Source organism: Aeromonas sp. 600886 (genome assembly GCF_049174935.1).
In the GTDB taxonomy this organism is placed as follows: domain Bacteria; phylum Pseudomonadota; class Gammaproteobacteria; order Enterobacterales; family Aeromonadaceae; genus Aeromonas; species Aeromonas veronii_A.
The window spans coordinates 1-23,316 of the sequence record NZ_JAAKUB010000010.1; the positions used below are offsets into that span (position 1 = coordinate 1).

General features: G+C 59.4%; 23 protein-coding genes and 1 rRNA gene. 6 read left to right on the plus strand and 18 right to left on the minus strand.

Annotated elements, in window-relative coordinates:
- The 4 genes from G5179_RS09615 to G5179_RS09630 all read right to left on the minus strand — a co-directional run.
- Positions 1-311 (minus strand): 16S ribosomal RNA (locus G5179_RS09615); the annotation flags it as partial.
- Positions 312-871: 560 nt separating this feature from the next.
- Positions 872-1,918 carry an NAD(P)H-dependent flavin oxidoreductase gene (locus tag G5179_RS09620; RefSeq protein ID WP_158112851.1) on the minus strand — a complete coding sequence of 349 codons (1,047 nt, stop codon included), beginning with the start codon at positions 1,916-1,918 and terminating at the stop codon, positions 872-874.
- Complete coding sequence (locus G5179_RS09625) at positions 1,915-2,193, minus strand: helix-hairpin-helix domain-containing protein (protein WP_216951994.1); 279 nt, start codon at positions 2,191-2,193, stop codon at positions 1,915-1,917. The genes G5179_RS09620 and G5179_RS09625 overlap by 4 nt, the downstream gene beginning before the upstream one ends.
- A gap of 72 nt (positions 2,194-2,265) precedes the next feature.
- Positions 2,266-2,907 (minus strand): ribonuclease T2 family protein, encoded by a 642-nt coding sequence (locus tag G5179_RS09630; RefSeq protein ID WP_421258270.1) that lies wholly within the window; start codon positions 2,905-2,907, stop codon positions 2,266-2,268.
- A 197-nt stretch (positions 2,908-3,104) separates the two neighbouring features.
- Here G5179_RS09630 and G5179_RS09635 point away from each other — a divergent pair, with 197 nt between their 5' ends.
- Positions 3,105-3,665 (plus strand): carbonate dehydratase, encoded by a 561-nt coding sequence (locus tag G5179_RS09635; RefSeq protein WP_005335471.1) that lies wholly within the window; start codon positions 3,105-3,107, stop codon positions 3,663-3,665.
- An 80-nt stretch (positions 3,666-3,745) separates the two neighbouring features.
- Here the strand turns inward: G5179_RS09635 and G5179_RS09640 are convergent, their stop codons facing one another.
- The gene (locus tag G5179_RS09640) at positions 3,746-4,654 is read right to left on the minus strand and encodes an SAM hydrolase/SAM-dependent halogenase family protein (protein ID WP_421258271.1); all 909 of its coding nucleotides are present in this window, start codon (positions 4,652-4,654) and stop codon (positions 3,746-3,748) included.
- A 198-nt stretch (positions 4,655-4,852) separates the two neighbouring features.
- Between G5179_RS09640 and G5179_RS09645 the strand changes: the two genes are divergently transcribed.
- Both G5179_RS09645 and G5179_RS09650 read left to right on the plus strand, forming a co-directional pair.
- On the plus strand, positions 4,853-5,317 hold the full coding sequence (locus tag G5179_RS09645; RefSeq protein ID WP_421258272.1) for a hypothetical protein: 465 nt from the start codon (positions 4,853-4,855) through the stop codon (positions 5,315-5,317).
- A 217-nt stretch (positions 5,318-5,534) separates the two neighbouring features.
- A complete protein-coding gene (locus G5179_RS09650; RefSeq protein WP_421258273.1) occupies positions 5,535-6,785 on the plus strand; it encodes a DEAD/DEAH box helicase in 1,251 nt (416 codons plus the stop codon).
- Positions 6,786-6,869: 84 nt separating this feature from the next.
- Here the strand turns inward: G5179_RS09650 and G5179_RS09655 are convergent, their stop codons facing one another.
- The 5 genes from G5179_RS09655 to aguA form a co-directional block, all read right to left on the minus strand.
- Positions 6,870-8,141: a hypothetical protein gene (locus tag G5179_RS09655; protein WP_421258274.1), complete on the minus strand. Its 1,272-nt coding sequence runs from the start codon at positions 8,139-8,141 to the stop codon at positions 6,870-6,872.
- 227 nt (positions 8,142-8,368) lie between these two features.
- Positions 8,369-9,133 (minus strand): CphA family subclass B2 metallo-beta-lactamase, encoded by a 765-nt coding sequence (locus G5179_RS09660; protein WP_421258275.1) that lies wholly within the window; start codon positions 9,131-9,133, stop codon positions 8,369-8,371.
- Between the two features lie 589 nt (positions 9,134-9,722).
- The gene (locus tag G5179_RS09665) at positions 9,723-10,475 is read right to left on the minus strand and encodes a hypothetical protein (protein WP_368172550.1); all 753 of its coding nucleotides are present in this window, start codon (positions 10,473-10,475) and stop codon (positions 9,723-9,725) included.
- A 370-nt stretch (positions 10,476-10,845) separates the two neighbouring features.
- Positions 10,846-12,549: an amidase gene (locus G5179_RS09670; RefSeq protein WP_421254542.1), complete on the minus strand. Its 1,704-nt coding sequence runs from the start codon at positions 12,547-12,549 to the stop codon at positions 10,846-10,848.
- 127 nt (positions 12,550-12,676) lie between these two features.
- Positions 12,677-13,774, minus strand: coding sequence for an agmatine deiminase (gene aguA / locus G5179_RS09675; protein WP_421258276.1), 1,098 nt, complete (start codon positions 13,772-13,774; stop codon positions 12,677-12,679).
- Positions 13,775-13,928: 154 nt separating this feature from the next.
- Between aguA and G5179_RS09680 the strand changes: the two genes are divergently transcribed.
- Positions 13,929-14,882: a LysR family transcriptional regulator gene (locus G5179_RS09680; protein WP_421258277.1), complete on the plus strand. Its 954-nt coding sequence runs from the start codon at positions 13,929-13,931 to the stop codon at positions 14,880-14,882.
- Positions 14,883-15,373: 491 nt separating this feature from the next.
- Positions 15,374-15,718: an endonuclease domain-containing protein gene (locus G5179_RS09685; protein ID WP_139406923.1), complete on the plus strand. Its 345-nt coding sequence runs from the start codon at positions 15,374-15,376 to the stop codon at positions 15,716-15,718.
- A gap of 49 nt (positions 15,719-15,767) precedes the next feature.
- Here the strand turns inward: G5179_RS09685 and G5179_RS09690 are convergent, their stop codons facing one another.
- A complete protein-coding gene (locus tag G5179_RS09690) occupies positions 15,768-16,334 on the minus strand; it encodes a TetR/AcrR family transcriptional regulator (RefSeq protein WP_021229505.1) in 567 nt (188 codons plus the stop codon).
- A gap of 199 nt (positions 16,335-16,533) precedes the next feature.
- On the opposite strand from G5179_RS09690, the gene G5179_RS09695 reads away from it, so the two are divergent.
- Positions 16,534-17,571: an alkene reductase gene (locus G5179_RS09695; RefSeq protein WP_160881992.1), complete on the plus strand. Its 1,038-nt coding sequence runs from the start codon at positions 16,534-16,536 to the stop codon at positions 17,569-17,571.
- A gap of 114 nt (positions 17,572-17,685) precedes the next feature.
- Here G5179_RS09695 and rpoS read toward each other — a convergent pair whose 3' ends face one another.
- The 7 genes from rpoS to ispF are packed head-to-tail and all read right to left on the minus strand — an operon-like array spanning position 17,686 to position 23,274.
- A complete protein-coding gene (gene rpoS / locus G5179_RS09700; protein ID WP_005335504.1) occupies positions 17,686-18,669 on the minus strand; it encodes an RNA polymerase sigma factor RpoS in 984 nt (327 codons plus the stop codon).
- A gap of 45 nt (positions 18,670-18,714) precedes the next feature.
- Entirely contained in the window at positions 18,715-19,785 is a 1,071-nt protein-coding gene (locus G5179_RS09705; RefSeq protein ID WP_042081491.1) for a LysM peptidoglycan-binding domain-containing protein, read from the minus strand.
- Positions 19,786-19,794: 9 nt separating this feature from the next.
- Positions 19,795-20,376, minus strand: a complete 582-nt coding sequence (locus tag G5179_RS09710; RefSeq protein WP_047439434.1) for a YqaA family protein — start codon at positions 20,374-20,376, stop codon at positions 19,795-19,797.
- On the minus strand, positions 20,373-20,990 hold the full coding sequence (locus G5179_RS09715; protein ID WP_005335507.1) for a protein-L-isoaspartate(D-aspartate) O-methyltransferase: 618 nt from the start codon (positions 20,988-20,990) through the stop codon (positions 20,373-20,375). The genes G5179_RS09710 and G5179_RS09715 overlap by 4 nt, the downstream gene beginning before the upstream one ends.
- Before the next feature lie 7 nt (positions 20,991-20,997).
- Complete coding sequence (gene surE, locus G5179_RS09720) at positions 20,998-21,759, minus strand: 5'/3'-nucleotidase SurE (protein ID WP_005335515.1); 762 nt, start codon at positions 21,757-21,759, stop codon at positions 20,998-21,000.
- A complete protein-coding gene (truD, locus tag G5179_RS09725; protein WP_040068370.1) occupies positions 21,740-22,798 on the minus strand; it encodes a tRNA pseudouridine(13) synthase TruD in 1,059 nt (352 codons plus the stop codon). The genes surE and truD overlap by 20 nt, the downstream gene beginning before the upstream one ends.
- Positions 22,798-23,274, minus strand: coding sequence for a 2-C-methyl-D-erythritol 2,4-cyclodiphosphate synthase (gene ispF / locus G5179_RS09730; RefSeq protein ID WP_265343906.1), 477 nt, complete (start codon positions 23,272-23,274; stop codon positions 22,798-22,800). The genes truD and ispF overlap by 1 nt, the downstream gene beginning before the upstream one ends.
- Positions 23,275-23,316 lie beyond the last annotated feature (42 nt).

Genomic DNA, 23,316 nt, shown 5'->3' on the forward strand with positions numbered 1-23,316 from the left:
TGATCATCCTCTCAGACCAGCTAGGGATCGTCGCCTTGGTGAGCCATTACCTCACCAACTAGCTAATCCCACCTGGGTTCATCCAATCGCGCAAGGCCCGAAGGTCCCCTGCTTTCCCCCGTAGGGCGTATGCGGTATTAGCTACCGTTTCCAGTAGTTATCCCCCTCGACTGGGCAGATCCCCAGGCATTACTCACCCGTCCGCCGCTCGCCGGCAAAAGTAGCAAGCTACTTTCCCGCTGCCGCTCGACTTGCATGTGTTAGGCCTGCCGCCAGCGTTCAATCTGAGCCATGATCAAACTCTTCAATTTAAGTTTGGTTGCTTCGAAAAGCGGCTCAATGAATTGCTGAATTAACTGCTGCAACTAAAGTTGCTTTGGTCACTTCATCAGACATTGAAAATCAAAAATTGTTTTTGATGCTCGATGCTGTGAGTGCCCACACAGATTGCTTGATTCAAATTGTTAAAGAGCGACGCAACAGTGTGTTGCTGCGGGAGTGGAATTCTACTCAACCGCCTTCTCGAGTCAAGCCTTATTTTCAAAGGCTTTTCGAGGTTACCGACGAGGTTGTTTGCGTTGCCGCTTGCCCTGTCGATGTGGCGCATTATAGAGATCCAGCTCACATTGGCAAGGCTTTACCGCAATAAAATTGCAAAAAAGTGCAACTTTTTGGTTATTCATATCAACACACAGCCTTTATACAGACTTATCCACAGCCAAGGGTAAAGTGAGGACGTTTTACACCGGATAAATGCCTTATAAGGGTACTGGCTTGGCATTCATCCACCATTGCCGCACTGTCGCGTCTAACGCGCAGCGCCCTCGACATCTTCTATATAAGAAGGCGTATGAGGCATATATAGAAGCGCTTATCCCAATCGAGCCTCTTTGACCCAGCACGCCATCAGCTCGCCAGCGGAAAGATCCCGGCAGCCCGATACATTCTGGCCAGCCCAGAGCGGAGAGAAGCCGCTGTCACCCCTCTTTTCGGCAGTGGCCCGCAGCGGTACCAGTGCACCACTGGCATAGGGGAAGTGAGGGACAAACTCCGAGAGCGGGCCCAGCTCCTTCATAAGACGGTTGACGATACCCCGCGCCGGGCGGCCACTGAACAGATTGGTCAGCGCCGTCTGCTGGCCTTGGGGTGAGTGAAGGATTGCGCGATGCAGCGCCGAGGTGGTCGCTTCATGGCAACAGAGAAAGGCAGTGCCCATCTGCACAGCGCTCGCCCCCATTTGCAGCGCGTTGGCTATCCCCTTGCCATCGACGATACCACCAGCGGCAATCACCGGCAGGTCGGTTGCCGCGAGGATCTGCGCCAACAGGGTCAGGGTGCTCTGCTGCAGCGCGAGATCCTCAGAGAGGAAATGACCGCGATGACCTCCCGCCTCCAATCCCTGAGCGATGATGGCATCGGCGCCGTGTTGAGCGAGCCATACGCCCTCCGCGACCGTAGTGGCGCTGGCAAATACCTTGGCCCCCGCATCCTTCACTTGGGCAAGCAGCTCGGGCGCGGGCAGGCCGAAGTGAAAGCTGACCACCGCCGGTCTGAACTCAGCCACCATGGCGGCATGCTCCTCATTGAAAGGTGCACGACTTGGCACCATCGTGACCGCTGGGGGAAGTATGCCGAACTCGATGTAGTAGGGAACAAGGCACTGCTGCCAGCGGGCCAGAGCAACGGGATCCGGTTCCCGTTGCCGATGGCAGAAGAAGTTGATGTTAAATGGCCCAAGGCCGCTGTGGGCAAGTCGCTCCAGTTCGCTGCGCAGCTCCGCTGGCGTGAGCATGGCGGCAGGCAAGGAGCCCAAGCCGCCCGCACGGGTCACGGCCAGCGCCAGCTCGCTACCCTGCACACCGGCCATCGGCGCCTGAATAATGGGATAACGCATCCCCAGTTCGCTAAAGAGGCTCATCCATTCACCCCTTTTGCAGCGTCCGCCGCCAGATGTGCGCGGGCCAGCGCAATGGCACCGTCGATGGCACTACGCGCCTGCGGGCTGTTCTGCCAGCAAGTCGAGCCCAGCATGCTGGCCACCAGCTGGACGATATGGGTGGTGTCGGCCTCGGCCAATCCGGCCAGGGTATGATAGCCCAGCTGTTCGAGCCGCCCGATAACGGGCGGCCCCACCCCTTTCACTCCGAGCAGCATTGCCCGCTCTTGTGGGGTAAACCGGTTATTGCCATCCATCTGTCAGACTCCTTTCTGATAACCGTGGTTAAACATCAGGCCCGCAAGGGGCCCGATGAAGAGAGTGGAGGCTTAACGCACGCTGCGCAGCAGGAAGTCCGGCTGACCACAGGAGCGGCGCTCGCGCTTTTGCATCTCGGCGGAGCAGGTGACCGCATCCGTCCCATCTTTATTGACGCAGATGTAGATCTCCCGCAGGAAGCGGCCACCATCGGCGCAAGCCACCGTGATGTTGTCGGGGGCCAGCCACTGGTTGGCGCTCGCCAAATCGGCCTTGAGCTGGAAGCTGGTTTTGCGCAGCGGCTCTTCCGGGGATTGATAAGCCGCCGGGATCTTCACCTTCTGGCGCAAATCACTCGCCAGCTGATGGAAGGCCTGCTGGCTCAGGCCGGAGCAGGTGCCATGTTTCTCCCACTCATGGCGATAGAGGAAACGGCTGGGGTAGAGGTCGGCAAACTCGCTCTCCATATCGGGATCGAGCCGTTCGCGAGTGCAGTTGCTGGGGTAACCGCGATCGTACTGGGGCCAAAGACCATGCAGCACAAAGCCCAGCTTGCGGGAACACTGGTCCCGATCCGCCGGTTTGACGGCGCAGTGCTCGGGCGACCAGGAGAGCGCCATGGCGTAATAGTCAAACTCCCCCGCCTCCCCTTTGGCCTGCACGGCCGAGGAGAGCAACAAACCACCCGCCAACAGGGCAATCATCTTCTTCATCTATATATGTCCATTTCAACCAACTCGGGAATGGCTGCAATGCTCCCATATTCCAGCGCGCGGAAACAGTGGTCCCGCCAAGGCTTGCGACAAGGGTCAGACCACTTCGGGGTTTCACCGGATAATAACGAGGCGTAAGCTGGCATCCTGGCGCCGGGTGCGCCACCGCATCATTTCAAGCAACCACAGGATGTAACATGATCCGCAAGAATCCCTCCGGCCATCTGCCTGTCATCGACGAATCCGCCTATATCGACAAGACCGCCATCATCTGCGGCAAGGTGATCATCAAAGAGAATGTCTTTGTCGGCCCCTATGCGGTGATCCGTGCCGACGAGGTGGATGAGAGTGGAGATATGGAACCCATCGTCATCGGCGCCAACTCCAATATCCAGGACGGGGTGGTGATCCACTCCAAATCCGGCGCCGCCGTCACCATCGGCGAGTACACCTCCATCGCCCACCGCAGCATAGTCCACGGGCCGTGCGAAGTGGGGAACCGGGTCTTTATCGGCTTCAACAGCGTGCTGTTCAACTGCCATATCGGTGACGGTGCCGTGGTGCGTCACAACTCGGTGATCGATGGCTGCGATCTGCCGCCGGAGTTCTACGTCCCCTCCACCACCCGTATCAACCAGCAGAGCGATCTGACCCATATCCCGCGGGTTTCGGTAGATGCCGCCGAGTTCTCCGAGGACGTGGCCCACACCAATATCGATCTGGTCAAAGGGTACAAGGCGCTCTCCAACGAGTTCTGATCCCTTTCTTTATTACCAGAGAACAAAACGGGCGCCGAGGCGCCCGTTGCTGTTTCTATCTCTACTTATATATGTGCTGGTCAGGAGCACCTCTTCAGGCTGATATGCCAGTTGGCGCCGGATTGCACCTGATGCTTGGCGGCGAAGCTGTCCATGTTCAGCGCCACCGACACCTGCAGCAGGCTGTTGAGGTAGACCAGCGGCTGACCTTCCGGCACGTCACCGAAGCTGCTGACGTAAGGCGCCTTGCCGTCATATTTGACCACATCCCCTTCGCGGATCTTGATGCAGGCGTTATCCCCCTTGTTGATCCCCGCCTTGGTAAGCAGGGCATCGTCGATATTGGTCCAGACGTTGCCGTACTGCACATCGAGGATCGGGATGGTGCCCTTGAGGGTGCCATCCTTCTCTGCTACCGCAGGCTGATAGGGGATCTTCACCACCTCGGCGGGCAGCTGCGGGCCGACCTGCTCGTAGCTGATGGCACCGGAGGCGAGCCGTGCGCCGGTATAGGCGTACACATCGCGGCCATGGAAGGTGTAAGACTTCTCGGATCCCTTGAGGCGGTTGAGTTTCTCGTCAATCTGGCGCACCGCCTCGATGCCGAAGTGCTCGGCCACTAGGGTCAGGGTGCCGTTGTCCGGGGTCACGATGTAGTGGCCGCTCTTGGTCTTGAGCACTACTGACTTGCGCTCGGTGCCGACACCGGGATCAACCACGCTGACAAACACAGTCCCCTTGGGCCAATACTGCAGGGTCTGGTAGAGGCGGTAGGAGGCTTCCCAGATGTTGTAAGCCGGGATCTCGTGGGTCAGGTCATAGAGCGGCAGGGTGCGATCCACCCCGAAGGCAACCCCCTTCATGGCCGACACAGCGCCATCTTTGAGGCCGAAATCGGTCTGGATCACCAGCGCTTCGTTGGCGGCGGCGATGCCGCTTGCCAGCATGAGGGCGAGCGCGATGGCGCGGGGAGCGGTGCGAATATCCATATCTGAACTCCTGAATCATCTGAGGATAACGAAACGGCGACAGCCATTTAGACATCCAGACTGCCACCAATGGATTTTTTTGCAAGGGATTTGCAACAAAGTGAGGGACGACTCGCAGAAATTGTGCTCGCCAAACGTCGGCGGCGGGGGTATCAAAGGCAGAACAGGAAAACGTTTACAATACAGGAGCTCAGCACCATGACACAACCCGTACCGGAGATGATGACCCTGCTGCTGGAGATTGGTGAACAGAGCAGTCAGCTATGGCTGAGCCTGCCAGATGCGGCCCCGTCACACTACCCGCTGGCCTTTGGCACCCACGCCATCCAGCCCGGACCGTTTCGCCACGCGCCGCCCACCCCGCTCGAACTGGAGCGGGCCATCATGGTGGTGGAAGATGAGCTGATGCGCATCGCCCCACAGATCCCGCCCGGCTTGCAGCTGACCCTGCGCAGCCAGCCATCGCTGGCCGAAGCGCTGGGGGACAATGAACTCAGCCGGGATCTGGTGGAGCAAGCCTTTGGCCAGCTGGCCGCGATGGCGGAAGGGGATCCCCTCACCGCCAGCTTGCTGCCACGCGACGAGCACTTTGCCGCCGTGCTGCTGATCGTCAGGGAGTGGCTGCACCATCTGGCCAGCGAGAGCGTGCTGATCGTGGAGTAGTGTCATGGCTGATGCCCCTTGCACTGCCGACTCGCGGTAAAACAGAAGCGCGGCGACGAGGTCCTGCGCCACCGCCATGCGCAGCATGCAAAACCGGGAGCTATGCGCCCTTGCTCATCATCGCCTTCTGCCGCGCCCCCAGCTTCTGTTACCATCGCGGCCACGATCACTCATTGCATCGCGGCCGCTGGCCACGATAACCCCGACTGGTGCCCCTATGTCCACAGCCTCCTTTGCCGAACTGGCCCTCTCCCCCCGTCTGCAGCAGACCCTGACCGAGCTCGGCTATGCCGCCCCCACCCCCATTCAGGCTCGTGCCATCCCCGTCATTCTGGCAGGGCGGGATCTGATGGCGGGGGCCCAGACCGGCACCGGCAAAACCGCCGCCTTTGTGCTGCCGCTGCTGGAGCAGTTGCTGGCGCAGCCGCAAGCAGAATCCCCGCGCCCAATCCGTGCGCTGGTGCTGGTGCCGACCCGCGAGCTGGCGGTGCAGGTCGCCGAGAGCGTCGCGCACTACGGTCAGGGCACCGGTCTCACCAGCACGCTGGTCTACGGCGGGGTGAGCATCGCGGCGCAGGTCGAGGCGCTTCAAGCCGGGGTGGATCTGCTTATCGCCACCCCGGGCCGTCTGCTCGACCATCTGCGGCAGGGGGCATTGAGCCTTGATAGCCTGCGCCATCTGGTGTTTGACGAGGCCGATCGCATGCTCGACATGGGCTTTATGGACGAGATCAAGGCGCTGCTCAAACAGATCCCGGTGGATCGTCAAACCCTGCTCTTCTCCGCCACCTGCGACGACAACCTGTTTGCCCTCTGCAAGGTGCTGCTGCGCGACCCCGAGCTGATTGAAGTAGCGCCGCGCAACACCACGGCGGCCGAGGTGGAACAGCGGGTCTACACGGTGGACAGCGATCGCAAGCTGGCGCTGGTCGAACATATGCTGAAAGTGAAAGGGTGGGCACCGGCGCTGATCTTCAGCCGCACCCGTCAGGGGGCCGACAAACTGGCCCAGCAGCTTGGCAAGGCGGGCATCAATGCGCTGGCCTTCCACGGCGATCTGTCGCAAAGCGCGCGAGAAAAAGTGCTGCTGGAGTTTCGCGCCGGCACCCTGCAGGCGCTGGTTGCCACCGACGTGGCGGCCCGCGGCCTCGATATCAGCGATCTCAACTATGTGATTAACCTCGAATTCCCGTTTGTGGCCGAGGATTACGTCCACCGTATCGGTCGCACCGGTCGCGCCGGCAACAAGGGGCTCGCCATTACCCTGTTCAGCCCGGAAGATGCGCCCCTGCTGGAGAAGGTGGAAGCTGTGCTCGACACCCGTTTGCCCCAGCAGTGGTTCCCGGGCTTTGAGCCGGATCTCACCCGCTTCGAGCCCGAGCCGCGCCGCAACAGCAAGGCGGCCCAGAAGCAGCGCGCCAGAAAGCAGGCCCTCGCTGGCAACAAGGGTGGCAAGGGCAAGCGTTAAGCCTGCCCAGCGCCGCCAATAAAAAAACGCCCGCACGGGCGTTTTTTGTTATCTGACAGGAGCCTGCTCTTGGCGAGTGATCCCCTAGCGGGTCGCCAGCACCAGTGGCAGGGATCGCAAGATCTGCCGCTCCGCCAGGGTCGAGAGGATAAACATCACCATATAACCGAGGCCCAGCGCCACGATAATTGCCACCACGTTGGCGGTGAACTCGGCCACCAGATAGTAGGCGGCGACCAGCGCCACTATGCCCGCCAGCCGGATCAGCAAACTCTGGGTAAAGTGACCGTGAGCCTTGATATAGGCGAGCTGATAGCCGTTAAGCATCATAAAGATGAAGAAGATGGAGAAGTGGAACAGCACAGGCACCGCCCCCACGTAGTCGGCGGGGAAGAACAACAGCACCAGCGGCTTGCCCGCCAGCAACATCAAGCCAAAGAAGGCCAGACTGACGATGGCGGAGAGACGGAAGATCCAGCGGCGAATAAGCCTTATCTGGCGGTGATCGCCGTTGCGCAGATTGACCGCCAGCTCAGGCAGCACAAAGCGGTAGATAGGGAAGACAAACAGGGTGGTCATATAGGTGAAGATGGGGCGCACCACCACCTGAAAATCCCCCAGCTCGTCGATGCTGAAGTGGCGGATGGTGAGCAGCACAGTGATGTAAATCATCAGGATGCTGGCCCCCGCCTCCAGCGAGGCGGTAAAGCTCTTCTTCACATAGCTCACCATCTCGGGGCCGAGCGCCACCTTGGCGAGCGGCTTGGTGGCGATGGCCCGGCGGCGCGAAACATACATATAACCGGCGATAGCGAGCGACGAGAAGGTCAGCCCGTAGAAGAGCGAAGCGAGCGCATCCATCCCGAGCCCAAAGTAGCAGGCCATAAACAGCAGACCGTTGGCCAGCGGCTCCAGCCAGGTGACCTTGTTGGAAATGTCATACATGCGGTACATGGCCACCAGATTGGTGAAGTAGACCTTGAGCCCCAGCCCGAAGATGACCCCCACCAGTTGCAGATACTCCACCCGGATATGGAGCCCGTGCTTGATATAGGGGATCACCGCCCCCCAGGTGAGCAGCACGATGCCGATGAGGAAGTAGCGAAAGATATTGATGATGTCCCGATCGTTTTTGGTCTGGGAGTAACTCACCACCATGGAAGAGCGAAAACCTGTCATCAGGATAAAGGAGAGGGAGATCAAATCCACCACGCTGTTGAACAGCGCCAGCTCCCCCTTGGCGACCCACTGCGCCAGCCATACCTTGAAGGCGAAGCCGATAACGATGCTGACCAGCGAGGCCCACATCCCGGTGATAAAGGCCTGCTTGAGGCGCGCGAGAGAGGCGTATTGCATAACGAAAATGGATAACTTTCAGGGAAAAGAGAGAGGGCCATCTTATGAAAGCCCACCCCCCTTGAACAGCCTTAATCTCGCAGTGCCAACGCCCGCAATAAGTGGCCGCAGAAAAGCCGCAACAGCAAAACCCCGCTTATTTCCTGAAAGCGGGCGTTTTGTGGTGTGCCGTTATGGCTGCTGATTGCAGCGATGGCACGGCTTGCTGCCAGTCTGTCGCGCAACCCTTATGACTGCGGCACCGCCTTGATCAACTCTTCATAGTGATCAATCAGCTCGGGGCCGTGCAGCGGCGAGTCGTGCCCGCCAATCACCGTCTTGATCGGCAGCTTCATCGCCTTGAGCCGCTCGATGGTCTGCGGATAGGCCTTCACATTGGCAAAGCTCAGGTTGCCCAGCTTCTCCTTGAGGATGCAGTTGCCATAGAGCACCTGCTCGTCGGGGAAGTAGACAAAGATGCCGTCCGGCGTATGGGCCGGGCCCGCGTAGAAGGCGCGCACCTTGCCCTCTTGCAGCGTGAAGTCGCCATCGTGCACCACGTTGGGCAACACCAGCGGCAGATCCGGGAACTCCGGCAGCCCCTTGCGGGTAAAGGCGACAATCTCGGCCCAGTCGCTCTTCATCAGATCCCGGGTCTGGCGCGTCGCTACCACCTTGGCCCCGATGGACTTCCAGTAGGCATTACCACCCACCCGGTCGGTGTGGTAGTTGGTGTTGATCACCTCCAGCACCGGCTTGCTGCTGACCCGTTTAATGAGCTTGTGCAGCTCGCGGGCGGTATCCGGCGTCCAGGTCGCCCCCACCACAGTCACCCCCTTGGCCCCGAAATAGACCATGGAGTTCTCTTTGACGTAGTAGTTGTCCTCCACCACATAGACAGGGCCGCTTACCTGCTTGAGCTCGATCCCCGCTGCCCGCACGCTGCCACCCCAGAAACTCGCCATCAGCACCACGGCCCCGGCCAATGTGCACTTCATCCAACCTTTCATCATCTTGCTCCCTCGAACCAACCGCCCCCTCGCCACCCCTGTGGCAAGCCGGGCCTTTTAAGCAGTGGGCAGAAGATACGGGGGATTTGTGAGGGGAAAATGAGGTTGTGTGAAGAGAAAGTGAAGTCTGGGGGAATTCAGAAAAATCAGGGGGAATCGGCGGCCTCTCGGCCACGATCTATTCGCAAACGTCCGAATACGCTTCGCTATTCGAACCTGCAACACAGATAGCGGCCCCTCACCCTAGCCCTATTCCGAGGGAGAGGGGATGGCCCGAGCCAATTCCACGCTGCTCATATTCACCCGAACCACAGAGCCAACACACAACTAGCGGGGCATATCTGCTCCCTTCTCCCACTTTTGATCACAAACAAGGGGAGAAGGGCTGGAGATAACAATAACTCCCACAATGTAGGGTCGATTAGCGCAGCGTAATCGTCCGTTTATCGCCACGCCTCGAGTCATGGCAAGGCCAACAGGAAACTCTGAATATCACCTGCTTCTCGGCCACTACTTGTTCGCGTTCGTCCGAATACGCTCACTATTATAACCAATGCCCTAAAGCTAAAGCAGACAGTATATACGGTCTATATCAACCGATTATCTCGTAACCAAGTTGATCTAGGGTTATATATGAGATACATATGTTATTGTCTTTTTCACTTTGACTTATTCTTTCTTTTTCATCGGCCTTCAATTCTGAATTCAATACCAAAATGAGATGTATTTCTGGTTTATGTCCAGTGATATCCTCATGAATTTGACATGCGTTTTTAATTCTACTAATGGAGAAGGCTAGGTATGCGGTCAACTGACTTGGATTCCTCAACCATTTCACTTCGAATATCTTGTTGTTTTTATTGTCTTTACTGGAAATGAATCCATCAAACTCTACAAATTTATTGTTTTGTGTTATCCGTACATTACGCTCTATCTCACCATGTGTTTGAGATACTAAATTCAAAGCCTTCTCTTCAATGTCCAATGCAAGCCTCATAGTAGCACCATGGCCTTGTTCATTAAGCTTTGCAATATTAATTGATGTGCTTTTAAATTTTTGTGGTGATGTGGGGGGAACCACTGATGCTATTTCTTCGGCTACAGCCTCTTCGACCTTTCTACGTAGATTATCTTCTTTGCTCAAAACTTCTTTTTTAAAATCAAAGTAATTTTTATCTTTGCTTATTATAGCGGCAAGATTTTGTAAAAACTCTAGTTCAGTGACTGCTGTTGCCACTATAAATATAGCTGCGAAGTATGTGGTCCAGTGAGAAGAGAAAAATGCAATAGATGTGACCAACATAATAGAGAACAGCTTTGTAGCATGGCCTCTTTGCTTTTCCATGAAGGTAATGCATAAACAAATGGCTGCCACTAGTAATGAGGCGGTTCCAATAAAATTTGGGTATGTATCTGGCGGAGGGAAATAGTTCATATTAAAAATAACCCCATAAATATATTCCCTTATCAGATTAACTATCTATAGTGGTGTTCAAATAGGCTCTATTGAAGCCTTTTATACGCGAAATTTATTGTTTTTTCTATAAGGATTTCAGTAATAAAATTAAATCTCAGATATCTTTCACACTTTTCTCAGCGCAAGGGGATTGGTCTCAATACTGGACCATCAGGAGGATAAAAAACCACCCGCATAGCGGGTGGTTTTGTGTTCGTTATCACAAGAAAAACTACTAATATTCAATCCCTGATGGCACTCACCCCAACGGCGGCGTGCGTGGCGGCACCATACGCTTGCTGCCGGTGGACTCGAAGGCCGAAGCAAAGCGCAGCAGGTTGTTGTCGTCATAGGCGCGACCGGCGAAGGTCAGGCCCACCGGCATACCGATATCGGCCATCACCCCCATAGGGACGGTAACGGTCGGCACGCCGAGATGGCGAATGGCGAGGTTGCCGTTGGCAACCCAGATGCCGTTGCTCCAGGCGATATCGGCGGAGGCCGGATTCACATCCGCATCAGCCGGGGCGACGTCAGCGACGGTCGGGAACAGCACGGCGTCGAGCTTGAGCCCGTCCATCCAGTCCTCCAAGTCCAGCTTGCGAGTTTTCTCCAGACCGCGCAGGCCGTCCGGCACTGTGGCGATCTCGTCCCAGGATTTCAGGCCGCGCTTGGCCATATTGACGTACTCGTCCATGCCCGCCGCCAGATCGCCCTCGCGGTTCGGCAGGGTGCCCGGGTCGTGGGGGAAGATCTTCGGCCCATCGACATCGGCCAGCTTGTTGAGCTTGGGATCACCGTTGGCGCGCAGGAAGTCGTCGAACGCCCAGCCGGAGAGCTCCCACAGCTCGTCGTTGAGAAACTCCGGGCTCACGATGCCGCGATTGAACACGGTCGGCGCGCCGGGTCTGTCCCCTTCGCAGTTGGATACCAGCGGGAAGTCCACTTCGATAACTTCAGCGCCCGCGGCTTCCAGCGCCTGACGGGCCTGCTCCCACAGCGCGATCACGGTCTCGCGGGTATGGATGCGCTGACCGGTCGGGCCGCCGATGCCGGGGTTTTCGCTGGTGCCGGCCAGTTCATCCTTGTTGATAAACATGCGCGGCACGCCGAGACGCTTGCCCTTGAGGGCATCGGCCTTGGCTGCCAGCTCCAGATAGGAGGCCGGACGCACCTCGGAGGCCTTGGGCAACTGCACCCAGGGCTGCATGCGCCACAGATCGCCACGGGTGTCGGTATCGTCGGCGACCACTACGTCGAGCACTTCCAAGAGATCGGCCATGGTGCGGGCATAGGGCACCACCACATCCATGGTCGGAGTCAGCGGCCAGTTGCCGCGCACCGAGATGACGCCACGGGACGGGGTGTAGGCACACAGACCGTTGTTGGAGGCCGGGCCACGGCCGCTCGACCAGGTCTCTTCCGCCAGACCAAAGGCGGAGAAGCTGGCGGCGGTGGCGGTACCGGCACCGTTGGAGGAGCCAGAGGCAAACGGTGCGGTCAGGTAGTCGGCGTTGTAGGGGCTCTCGGCACGGCCATAGACGCCGCGCTGCATGCCACCATTGGCCATCGGCGGCATATTGGTTTTGCCAAGGCAGATGGCACCGGCGGCGCGCAGGCGCTCAACGGTAAAGGCATCGCGCTGGGCCACCAGATCCTTGAAGGCCGGGCTGCCGGAGGCGGCAGTCAGCCCCTTGACCAGATAGCTGTCTTTGGCGGTGTAGGGGATGCCGTCGAGCGGGCTCAGGGTCTCGCCACGGGCACGGCGGGCATCGGAAGCCTCGGCTTCTTTCAGCGCATCGGGATTGGCGACCACCACGGCATTGAGTTTGGTGGCAGTCTCGGGGCCGTTGTAGGCCTCGATCCGGGCCAGATAGGCCTTGACCAGTTCGACCGCTGTGGTGCGGCCTGATTCGAGCGCGGCACGCAGCTCGGCAATGGAAACCTCGGTCACTTCGATCATGGGGATCTCCTGTAAAAGGGTGACTGTTTGTCATGATGATCGCCGCATCAGCGCCGGCGACCATCACACCATCAAGGGATAAAACCCCACTGAGTGGGGTTTTGAATTTCTACACTCTTCGACCAGCTTACTGACCTGAAGGGATCTGCTGGGTAATGCAGTGAATATTGCCACCGCCCAGCAGGATCTCGCGAGCCGGTACGCCGATCACGGTGTGCTCAGGGAAGATCTCTTCCAGAATGCGCTGGGCTTCGCCATCGGTGGCGGCATCCAGCAGCGGGTAGACGATGCGATCGTTGGTGATGAGGAAGTTCACGTAGGAACCGGCCAGACGGCCTTCTGCCTCGCGCGGCACACCGGTACCACTCTCGACACCGGCAGACTCCTCTTCGGTGCAGAACAGCGGGCCCGGCTGGGGCAGCTTCCACACTTTCAGCTTGCGACCCTTGGCATCGACCGCCGCTTCCAGCACCTTGAGAGCGGCTACGGAGCGGGCGTACTGGGGATCGTTCTGGTCGTCAGTCCAGTGCAGGGCCACTTCACCCGGACGCACGAAGCAGCACATGTTGTCGATGTGGCCGTCGGTTTCGTCCATGTAGACACCTTCGTCCAGCCAGATAAAGCTGGTAACGCCCAGATAGTCGCGCAGGTACGCTTCGATCTGCTCTTTGGTCAGGTGCGGGTTGCGGTTTTCGTTGAGCAGGCACTCGGCGGTGGTCAGGCAGGTGCCTTCGCCATCGACGTGGATGGAGCCCCCTTCCAGAATCAGCGGCGCATCGTAGCGAGCCATCTCGTGTTGGGTCAGCATCTGGGCTGCCACTTCCTCATCCTGATTCCACGGGTAGTAGAGACCGCCCTTGTGGCCGCCCCAGGCGTTGAAGCCCCAATCCACCCCACGGCACTCGCCAGCAGCGTTGGTCACAATGGTGGGGCCGGTATCGCGGGCCCAGCAGTCATCGCTGTTCATTTCAACCAGAGTGACGTGGGCGGGCATGATGGCGCGGGCCTGCTCCATAAACTGGGCTGGTACACCCATAAAGACCGGGGTGGCACCGCCGATGGCATCCGCCACCTTGGCGAAGGTCTCTTGCGCGAAGCGACCGGCTACGCGCCAGTTGTCCGGGCGAAATGGCCAGATCATCCAGACGGCCTGCTGGTGCGCCCACTCGGCGGGCATGGTGAAGCCGTCGGCGGCCGGCGTGGAGTTAATGGTCTTGATGCTCATCGCAAGGCTCCTTGCATGGATTGAGGCCCCGTTTACGCCAGATGCGGCGCGGGAACCCGGAAAAATAAGAGTGGGTCGCAGATTAAGACGTTGCGCCCCCATCCATCAAATGAATAGGATGGATTGTCCCATAAACACGGCGAATAATCCCCCCATGAAACTGCACCAGCTCGACCTCAATCTGCTGCTCGCGTTTGACGCCCTGATGACGCAAGGGAGCGTCACCCGCGCCGCCGAAGCGCTCTTTATCAGCCAGCCCGCCATGAGCCACTCCCTTAACCGGCTGCGCACCTTTCTCGGCGACCCGCTTTTGGTTCGCACCCCGCAGGGGATGCTGCCGACCCCGCGCGCCCAGCGGTTGCATCTTGGTGTACAGCAGGCGTTGCGGCTGCTGGAGCAGCAGCTCAGCGAAGAAGAGGAGTTCGAGCCGCGCCAGTCGAAGCGGCGCTTCGTGCTCTGCACCACAGATTACGTGGAATGTGTGCTGATCCCGCCGCTGATCCAGCGGCTCAGAGGGCTGGCACCGGGGGTCACCATCGAGATCCGCATCCTGCGCGACACCCTGCCCGAAGCCGAGCTGGCGAGCGGCGAGATCGATCTGGTGCTGGGCTTTGACGAGTACATGCAGGTGCCGGGGTATCTCGGCAAAGAGACCTGGCTCACCGAGCCGCTGGCCGGGCTGGTGCGCGCCGATCTGCCGATTGCCAAATCGGCCCCCGCCGGGGCCGAGGATGACCCCTCCCAGTGGCTGGAGCGCATCACCCTGCAGCAGCTCATCGCCATGCCCCATGTGTTCCACTCGCCGCTCGGCACCTCGGAGGCGAGCCTAGACCGCTATCTGAAGAGTCAGGGCTTTAGCCGCACCATCTCGGTCAACAGTCAGAGTTATATGTCCGCCGCCGCCATCGTCAGCCAGAGCGATCACCTGCTGGTGCTGCCCAGCATGGTGGCCGACCTGCTCGCCACCCACTGGCCGCTGAAAAGCCTGCCGCTGCCCGAGGATGTGCCAGATTATCACCTCAACTGCGTCTGGCATCCCGTGCATGCCCAGCAACCCGCACTGGTATGGCTGAAAGATTTGATGAAAGAGCTGGTGGGGCCGAGGTGAGGCCGCAGCGTCTGGCATACCCCATCGGCGCATACGCAACAACCGGCGCAGGTGTGGCTCAAGGATTTGATGAAGGAGCTTGTTGACCGACCATGATGCCCAAACCGAACCTCGATCAATTCCCTCTCCCTCTGGGAGAGGGTTAGGGTGAGGGCTGCTCCTGCTCCATCCCCTCATCCCCAGCCCTTCTCCCGCAAGGGGAGAAGGGAGCTGATCCAGTACAATCGGCAACATCACGGGTAACCAACTAGCAGGGCAATGCCCATCCACTCATCAGCTCATCAGCTCATCAGCTCATCAGCTCATCAGCTCATCAGCTCATCATTACCAAACACAACGATAGCTCGGTTGGGGTCAACAAATCCTGACAGCACCTAGATCTGTTCCCTCTCCCTTTGGGAGAGGGCTAGGGTGAGGGGACGCAATATCCAACCGGTAAACACAAAGGAAGCTGGCTATATCTATAGGGCCAAACAGAACTGGAGCCCTTTATGGAAAGCAACCGCTTTGCCAAACGACTGAGACGTGATGCCACGCTGGCAGAGCAGAAACTGTGGCAACACTTGCGCAATCGCCGTCTGGCGGGAGTGAAATTTCGCCGCCAAATGCCCATCGGCCCCTATGTGGTGGATTTCATCAGCCTTGAACAGGGATTGATCATCGAAGTGGATGGTTCGCAACATGGAACACTAGCGAACCAGATGCATGATGAGGCTCGGACAGCCTATCTCAATCAGCAGGGATTTCGGGTGATACGAGTGTGGAATAACGATGTACTGGGCAGGCTCAACTCCGTGCTGGATTTTATCCTGTTCTCATTACGTCAATCCGATTGACCCCTTCCCCTCAATTCAAAAAGCAAAAACGGAGAAGGGGAAACCTAACTTACGCCCGCAGGGCCCGCATCAGCTGGGCGACTACATCGTCGAGCAGGGGGCGATCGGGGCGGCACTGGGCGAAGGTAATAAGACCCTGCAGGTTGATCAGCAGCAGGGCGGTGAGGGTGTGGATATTGCTATCCGGGGCCAGCTCGCCCTTGGCCTGCGCCTGCGTCAGCAACTCGGCCAGATCCTGCTCCAGCTCGCCATAGATCCCCTTGACCCGCTGGGTCAGCTCCTCATCCTGCTCGCTCAGCTCCATCATGGTGCGAGTCACCAGACAGGAGCCGCAGAGCGCCTCCCCCACAATCCGGTCGAGATAGGCCGCAAGGCCCGCCAGCGGGCTCGGGTTGTCGAGCAGGGAGCGGCGCAGGGTGCGTTTGCCCTCGACATAATGATCCACCGCCGCCAGCAGCAGGCCTCGCTTGTTGCCAAAGGCGCCGTAAATGCTGCCCGGATGGAGGCCTGTGGCGGCCACCAGCTCCTGCATGGTGGTCTTGGCATATCCCTTGGCGCGAAACGCTTCCATGGCATTTCGCAGTACCTCGTCCCGATCAAACTCGGCTATGCGCATGGTTCCTCCCGTGGGAAATGGTTCACCGGCAAGGGGCAACAGGGCCCGCCGATAAAGAGTGGCTGGAAAGGGCGGCAAGTTTACCCCAGCCGCCTGCTCGGGCCAACCTTCTTGAACGCTCATTCAAAAAAAGCTTGCGCCCGACGTAAAAAACGTCTTGAATGCACGTTCAAGAATAACCCGTTCAGGACAACCTATCATGAATACCCTGTTTCAGCCGTATCGACTCAATGACACTCTGACCCTGGCCAACCGTTTCATGATGGCCCCGCTCACCCGCTGCATGGCAGGCCCAGGTCTGGTGCCGACCGAGCAGATGGCTGCCTATTACGGCCGCCGCGCCGACATCGGCCTGATTGTTTCCGAGGCCGTCATCATCCGCCCCGACGCGCAGGGCTACCCCAATACCCCGGGCCTCTTCACCCAGGCGCAGATCGATGGCTGGAAGAAAGTGACCAGCGCCGTACACGCCAAGGGCGGCAAGATCTTCGCCCAGCTGTGGCACGTCGGCCGCCTCTCCCACCCCTTCTTCCATCAGGCTGAAGTGTTGGCCCCCTCTGCCGTGGCGCACGAGGGCACTGTGCCCCGCATGCGCGAGCTGACCTATCAGGTGCCGCGTGCCCTGACCGAGGCGGAAATCGCCCAGCTGGTGCTGGATTACGCCCAGGCCGCTGCCAACGCCATCGAGGCGGGCTTTGACGGGGTAGAGATCCACGGTGCCAACGGCTACCTGATCGACCAGTTCCTGCACCACTCCACCAACCTGCGCACCGACAACTACGGTGGCAGCCCGGAAAAGATGAGCCGCTTCGCGCTGGAAGTGGTCGATGCCATCAGCGCCCGCATCGGTGGTGATCGGGTTGGCATTCGTCTCTCCCCTGGTGCCTATGTCCATCTGGCGGGCAGCCCGGAAGATCGCGCCGTGTTCGACTATCTGCTGGGCAAGCTCAACGATCGCCCGCTGGCCTATATCCACCTCGGCATCTTTGATGACAACCTCACCTTCGATTATCTGGGTGGCCGCGCCTCCGACTATCTGCGCGCCCACTACAAGGGCAATCTGGTCGGGGTGGGCAACTACGACGCCGAGCGCGCCGCAGCGGCCATCGAGGCTAACCGCTTCGATCTGGTGGCTATCGGCCGTCCGCTTATCGCCAACCCGGACTACCTCACCAAGGTGAAGAAGGGCGAAGCGCTGGTGCCCTACGCCGACACCATGCTGGCCGAGCTGGTATAACCGCAAAGCCATCACCAGACGACAGGCAATAAAAAACGAGGGGAGCGATTGCTCCCCTCGTGCTATCTGGCTGATGCGCTGATCAGCTGGTGCAGACTTAATTGGTGCGGATGCTTAATTGGTACGAAATAGCGCCTCGATGGAGAGCCCCTGGCTCAGCAGGATCTCCCGCAGACGGCGCAGCCCCTCCACCTGGATCTGGCGTACCCGCTCGCGGGTCAGGCCAATCTCGGCCCCCACATCCTCGAGGGTGGCCGGCTCGTAACCCAGCAGACCAAACCGGCGTGCCAGCACTTCCCGCTGTTTGGGGTTAAGCTCCTCCAGCCAGTGGACAATGCTGCTGCGCATATCATCTTCCTGAGACTCCAGCTCAGGCCCCATGCCGCGCTCGTCGGAGAGCACATCCAGCAGCGCCTTGTCGCGATCGCCACCGATGGGGGTATCCACCGAGGTGATCTTCTCGTTGAGCTTGAGCATGCGGTTCACGTCATCCACCGAACGATCCAGCGCGAAGGCGATATCCTCGGCGGTCGGTTCATGATCGAGACGGTGAGAGAGTTCGCGCGCGGTGCGTAGGTAAACGTTTAACTCCTTGACCACATGAATGGGCAGACGGATGGTGCGGGTCTGGTTCATGATGGCCCGCTCGATGGTCTGGCGGATCCACCAGGTAGCATAGGTGGAGAAACGGAAGCCGCGCTCGGGGTCAAACTTCTCGACAGCGCGGATAAGACCGAGGTTGCCCTCTTCGATGAGATCCAGCAGCACCAGGCCGCGGTTGTTGTAACGGCGGGCGATTTTCACCACCAGTCGCAGGTTGGACTCGATCATGCGCTTGCGGGCGGCTTTGTCACCTCGCAAGGCACGACGGGCGTAGTAGACTTCCTCTTCGGCAGTGAGCAGCGGGGAGAAACCTATCTCCCCCAGATAGAGTTGCGTGGCATCCATCACCTTGTTCAGCTCAGGTGCCAGCAACTCATCAGAGATAGTCTCGTCCGCCTCGGCGGCTACCTCCTGCAACTCTTCTACTTCATGAGATTCGGGTTCAGCGTCAAACTCTAACTCTGCATCCTGCATTACCAGTTGTTCTTGGCTCATGGTGTGTCTCCCTGACGTTACCAGAGTAAGACGGTCTCTCTGGGGTTAACGCTTTGGCAAATAGCTCATCGGATTGATCGACTTGCCTCTGTACCGGATCTCGAAATGCAATCGCACATCCGGCGCGTCCGTGCTACCCATGTTGGCAATGACCGAGCCCCCCTTGACGCTGTCCCCTTCCTTCACCCGCAACTCGTCGTTGTGTGCGTAAGCGGAGAGATAGTCATCATCATGCTTGAGGATAATCAGCTTGCCGTACCCCCTTAAAGCACTGCCAGCGTATACCACTTTACCGCTGCTGGCGGCGTAGACGGGTTGCCCCTTCTGGCCGGCTATGTCGATCCCTTTGTTACCCTGTTCTGCAACAGAGAACCCCTCGACAATCCGGCCTTTTGCGGGCCAGTGCCAAGCAAGTCTCGACTGGGAGTTGTTTATTTTTTGTTCTTTGGACTGAGCGTATTCCTTCGGTGCTGCCGGAGCAACGGATTTCTGAGAGATGAACGGCGTGGTCTGACCAGATCCACTCGGCTCGGCCAACGGACGCGGACCGCTGCTCGGACGGCTCACGGCCACCGGCGTCACGGTTGCCGGACGAGTCGCAGCCACCATCTGGGTCGAACCGCCGCCTGCGGTCTGGACATTGAGCACCTGACCCGGTTGCAGCGCATAGGGGGCGCTCAGGTTATTGCTCTGGGCCAGCGCCTGCGGCGTCATGCCGAACTGGCGGCCGATGCTGCTCAGGGTATCGCCGCGGCGCACCTCATAGGTACCGGCACTGCGGCTGCTGCCAACACTGGCGCTGGAACCATCGAGTCGCAGTCGCTGCCCCGGATAGATGTTGTAGGGCGGGCTGATGTTGTTGAGGCTGGCCAGCGACGGCACGTCGTTGCCGGAGTTGAAGGCGATGGAGTAGAGGGTATCGCCCCGTTTCACCACATAGCTGCCGCCCTGAATGGGGGCGCTGACCTGGGCACCGCTTTGGCGAGCCGGAATGGTCGAGACAAACTGCCCCTCATCAACACCATCTACCGGAGCTGCATTTTTACTGGAGGAGCAGGCAAGCAGCAGCCATGACAACACCACGACACTGCTTCCTTGCCAAATACGCGAACGCATAATGGATCCTTAACGACTAAACCAGAAATAGGCCACCACGGCCAGACCAATACAGAGCCAACCGAGCACATCTACGTAGTGCATCAGTTTGCGTTCCATCTTCTCGCCACCCCAACGCATCAGGCCCGCAACCAGGAAAAAGCGCATGCCACGACCGATGAGGGAGGTGATGATGAAGGGCAGCAGAGCCATTTGCAACAACCCTGCCGTCACGGTAAACACCTTGTAGGGGATAGGGGTGAAGCTGGCAATGAAAATGACCCAGATCCCCCACTGCTCAAACCAGTTGCGAGCAATCTCGATCTTGTCCTGATAGCCCACAGACTCCACCAGTGGCAGCACGACCGGATCCCACAGCGCATAGCCAAGGGCATAGCCAAACAGGGCGCCCAGCACAGAGAAGAGGGTGGCCAGCGTGGCGTAGTGCCACGCCTTGTTTGGCTTAGCGAGCGCCATCGGTGCCAGCATCACGTCCACCGGGATGGGCCAGAATACCGACTCGATGAAAGCGGTGATGGAGAGATACCAGGGGGCATGCTTGTGGCGAGCCCACTGCATCACCAGTACGTACAAACGGGAAAACAACTTCACTCAACATCTCCGTCAATCAGGGGAACAAATCGTACCGGCTCCAGAATACGGCTGGTCAGCTGGGATCCGGATCGTTCGATCAGTTGCAGGGTCTGCTGGCTGTCACCCACGGGCAACACCAGTCGGCCCCCTTCGGCCAGCTGATCGGTGAGTGCCGTCGGGATCTCGCTCGCCGCGGCCGTCACCAGAATGGCATCATAAGGCCCCTTATTGGGCCACCCCAGCCAGCCGTTGCCGTGCTTGGCCGAGACATTGTGCAGATCGAGCTGGCGCAGTCGGCGTCTGGCCTGGAACTGCAGCGACTTGATCCGCTCCACGGTATACACATGCTCCACCAGATGGGCGAGGATCGCCGTCTGGTAGCCCGAGCCAGTGCCAATCTCCAGCACATGGGCCGGATTGTTTTGCATCAGCAACTCGGTCATTCGCGCCACCATATAGGGCTGCGAAATGGTCTGGCCGTGGCCAATGGGCAGGGCGGTGTTATCCCACGCCTTGTGCGCCATGGCCTCGTCCACGAACAGCTGGCGCGGCACTTTCGCGATGGTCGCCAGCACGCGAAAATCGCGAATATCCTGCGCAATGAGCTGATTTAACAGGCGCTGTACTATCACACCACCCTCATCCCTGCAGATCTAACCAGGCCCCCAGACCGGCGAGACTGTCATAGGCAGTCATATCGATGGTCAGGGGGGTAATCGAGACATAGCCCTGCTCGATGGCAGCAAAATCGGTGCCTTCACCGGCATCCTGCTGGCTACCGGGGGGGCCGATCCAGTAGATGGGCTGGCCACGGGGATCCTCGGTGCAGATCACCGACTCCGCCCGGTGGCGATTGCCAAGGCGGGTGGTCTTGATCCCCTTGATCTGCTCGAGGGGCAAGTCCGGCACGTTGACGTTGAGGATCTGATCGGCAGGCAGGGGGTGCTTCATCAACCCTTTCACCAGCAGGGCCGCATAGTGGGCCGCAGTGGCGAAGTGGGTCTTGCCCACCAGCGAGATGGCGATGGAAGGGTAGCCAAGATGGCGCCCCTCGGTGGCCGCGGCGACCGTGCCCGAATAGATGACATCATCCCCCAGGTTGGCACCGTGGTTGATACCGGCCACCACCATGTCGGGTTCAGGGCGCACCAGCTCGTTGACCGCCAGATGCACGCAGTCGGTCGGCGTCCCCTTCACCGCATAGCTCTCGCACCCATTAAAGCCGTTTTCTGCAATGCGGGTAACCCGCAGCGGTACTTCCAGCGTCAGGGAGTGACTCGCGCCGCTGCGGTTGCGATCCGGTGCCACCACAATGACCTCGCCGCAGGCGCGCAGCGCCTCGCTGAGGGCACGAATGCCCTCGGCATGCACACCATCATCATTACTGACCAGAATTCGCATCGGTCTGATTCCTGAAACCGTGATCGGCCTCTTCGGCCTGCATTAACTCGCGCACCACGCTGGTGGCAAACGCGCCCGCCGGCAGGAAGAAGGAGAGGGTCAGCGCCTCGCCGTCCAGCTGCCAGCTCATCTGCTCCGGCTTGAGCAGCAGCGGGCGGCGATCCTGCTCCAGCCCGGCTTTCTCCAGCCCGTCACACCAATCGCTGTAAGGAGCCAGCACGCCCTGTTCGAACTCGGCAGCGGCGCCCTGACTGGCCAGACGGCCACGGCCCCACTGGGGCGCAGTAAGCTGCACGTCGCCGGAGGCAAGACGCGCTTCCAGCTCGGGGGTCACGCTCTCTTCGCTGAAGATGGAGTGGCTGCCCTTGAGCATCACGCAATCACCGGCCAGCAGCTGATGAGCCAGCCCCTGCTCGATACGGGCGCTGACGATGGCGTTGAACAGCATGCTGCGGGCGGCAGAGAGGTAGAGGGAGCGCTTGTTGCGATCCTTGATCCGCTTGCCGGCAAACATCGCCTTGGCCGCTTCCAGGTTGTTGCCATCGCGGCCAAAACGCTGCTCACCATAGTAATTGGGTACGCCCTGAGTGGCGATGGCCTGCAGGCGCGCTTCCAGCCCGTCGGCCTGTTCCAGACCGGTGAGACGCAGGGTGAAATGGTTGCCCTTGAGGTAGCCGACCCGCAATTTGCGGTTGTGACGCCTGGCTTGCAGGATCTGGATGCTGTCGCTCTCGATAACCGACAAGTCCGGTTCGGCCTTGCCCGGCAGGTGAATGCCGAACCACTGCTCGGTCACCGCGTGGCGATCCTTCAGGCCCGCCCAGGTCACCGCATTGCGGTTGACACCGGCCGCATCGGCCAGCAGACCCGCCACCCAGGCGGTGTTCTCGCCGGTTTTGCGCACCCGGACGAAGATATGCTCCCCTTCCCCGCAAGGCTCGAAGCCGAGATCTTCATTGACCACGAAGTCGGCGGCCTCGGCCTTGAGGATACCGCGGGCGGTGGGCGCCCCGTGCAGATAGGCAAGTTGTTCCAGCATTATTGTTTCACCAGTAGGACGACGGCTTCGGTGGCGATCCCTTCCTTGCGCCCCGTAAACCCAAGCTGTTCGGTGGTGGTCGCCTTGACGTTCACCCGGTTCAAATCACATTGCAGATCGGCGGCCAGCACGGCGCACATGGCGTCGATATGGGGGGCCATTTTGGGGGCTTGGGCGATGATGGTCACATCCAGGTTGCCGATGGCATACCCCGCCTGCTGTACCCGGGCAAAGACATCCCGCAGCAGAATGCGGCTGTCGATCCCCTTGAACTCGGCAGCGGTATCGGGGAAGTGGCGACCGATGTCACCGGCACCGATGGCCCCCAGCAGGGCATCGCTCACCGCGTGCAGCACCACATCGCCGTCAGAGTGGGCAACCAGCCCCCGCTCGTAGGGAACCGGCACGCCACCCAGCATGCAGGGGCCAACACCACCAAATTTATGAACATCAAAACCATGACCAATGCGCATCATCAGCGGCAACCTCCCAACATGCTGAAACCAACCCCATCAATT

Bases quoted from the DNA above. Each gene is read 5' to 3' on its own strand.
- G5179_RS09620 (WP_158112851.1), bottom strand. From the start codon at position 1,918: ATGAGCCTCTTTAGCGAACTGGGGATGCGTTATCCCATTATTCAGGCG.
- G5179_RS09625 (WP_216951994.1), bottom strand. From the start codon at position 2,193: ATGGATGGCAATAACCGGTTTACCCCACAAGAGCGGGCAATGCTGCTC.
- G5179_RS09630 (WP_421258270.1), bottom strand. From the start codon at position 2,907: ATGAAGAAGATGATTGCCCTGTTGGCGGGTGGTTTGTTGCTCTCCTCG.
- G5179_RS09635 (WP_005335471.1), top strand. From the start codon at position 3,105: ATGATCCGCAAGAATCCCTCCGGCCATCTGCCTGTCATCGACGAATCC.
- G5179_RS09640 (WP_421258271.1), bottom strand. From the start codon at position 4,654: ATGGATATTCGCACCGCTCCCCGCGCCATCGCGCTCGCCCTCATGCTG.
- G5179_RS09645 (WP_421258272.1), top strand. From the start codon at position 4,853: ATGACACAACCCGTACCGGAGATGATGACCCTGCTGCTGGAGATTGGT.
- G5179_RS09650 (WP_421258273.1), top strand. From the start codon at position 5,535: ATGTCCACAGCCTCCTTTGCCGAACTGGCCCTCTCCCCCCGTCTGCAG.
- G5179_RS09655 (WP_421258274.1), bottom strand. From the start codon at position 8,141: ATGCAATACGCCTCTCTCGCGCGCCTCAAGCAGGCCTTTATCACCGGG.
- G5179_RS09660 (WP_421258275.1), bottom strand. From the start codon at position 9,133: ATGATGAAAGGTTGGATGAAGTGCACATTGGCCGGGGCCGTGGTGCTG.
- G5179_RS09665 (WP_368172550.1), bottom strand. From the start codon at position 10,475: ATGGAAAAGCAAAGAGGCCATGCTACAAAGCTGTTCTCTATTATGTTG.
- G5179_RS09670 (WP_421254542.1), bottom strand. From the start codon at position 12,549: ATGATCGAAGTGACCGAGGTTTCCATTGCCGAGCTGCGTGCCGCGCTC.
- aguA (WP_421258276.1), bottom strand. From the start codon at position 13,774: ATGAGCATCAAGACCATTAACTCCACGCCGGCCGCCGACGGCTTCACC.
- G5179_RS09680 (WP_421258277.1), top strand. From the start codon at position 13,929: ATGAAACTGCACCAGCTCGACCTCAATCTGCTGCTCGCGTTTGACGCC.
- G5179_RS09685 (WP_139406923.1), top strand. From the start codon at position 15,374: ATGGAAAGCAACCGCTTTGCCAAACGACTGAGACGTGATGCCACGCTG.
- G5179_RS09690 (WP_021229505.1), bottom strand. From the start codon at position 16,334: ATGCGCATAGCCGAGTTTGATCGGGACGAGGTACTGCGAAATGCCATG.
- G5179_RS09695 (WP_160881992.1), top strand. From the start codon at position 16,534: ATGAATACCCTGTTTCAGCCGTATCGACTCAATGACACTCTGACCCTG.
- rpoS (WP_005335504.1), bottom strand. From the start codon at position 18,669: ATGAGCCAAGAACAACTGGTAATGCAGGATGCAGAGTTAGAGTTTGAC.
- G5179_RS09705 (WP_042081491.1), bottom strand. From the start codon at position 19,785: ATGCGTTCGCGTATTTGGCAAGGAAGCAGTGTCGTGGTGTTGTCATGG.
- surE (WP_005335515.1), bottom strand. From the start codon at position 21,759: ATGCGAATTCTGGTCAGTAATGATGATGGTGTGCATGCCGAGGGCATT.
- truD (WP_040068370.1), bottom strand. From the start codon at position 22,798: ATGCTGGAACAACTTGCCTATCTGCACGGGGCGCCCACCGCCCGCGGT.
- ispF (WP_265343906.1), bottom strand. From the start codon at position 23,274: ATGATGCGCATTGGTCATGGTTTTGATGTTCATAAATTTGGTGGTGTT.